A 369-nucleotide genomic window follows, 5' to 3' on the forward strand; every position below is an offset into this window, starting at 1 on the left:
TCGACGGCAGGCTTTCTTTGTATGAACACCAGTCCACGAAGAACCCGAATCTTCCGCTGCGGTTTCTGCTCTACATTTCGCATCTGTATTCCAGGCTGACTGTGAAAGAGAACCTATACGGAGAGACGATCGTACAGATTCCGGCGCCGGAATTTCTTATCTTCTATAACGGGAAGGATAAGATGCCGGAGCGGCAGATCCTGAAATTGTCTGACATGTACAGTGTGCAGGAGGGGCAGCCGAAGCTGGAACTGGAAGCCACGCTCCTCAATATTTCCGGGAGCAACAATCAGAAGTTGAAAGAAGCCTGCAGGACGCTGGGAGAGTATGCCATATATACGGATAAGATCCGGGCGTATACGGAAGAAA

1 pseudogene is annotated in these 369 nt (G+C 50.1%); it reads left to right on the forward strand.

Annotated features, from left to right (window positions below):
* Positions 1-369 (forward strand): annotated as a pseudogene (locus H6A13_RS13145) (hypothetical protein); the annotation flags it as partial.

Origin of the sequence: Mordavella massiliensis, from assembly GCF_016902415.1 — a bacterium.
Classification (GTDB): domain Bacteria; phylum Bacillota; class Clostridia; order Lachnospirales; family Lachnospiraceae; genus Merdimonas; species Merdimonas faecigallinarum.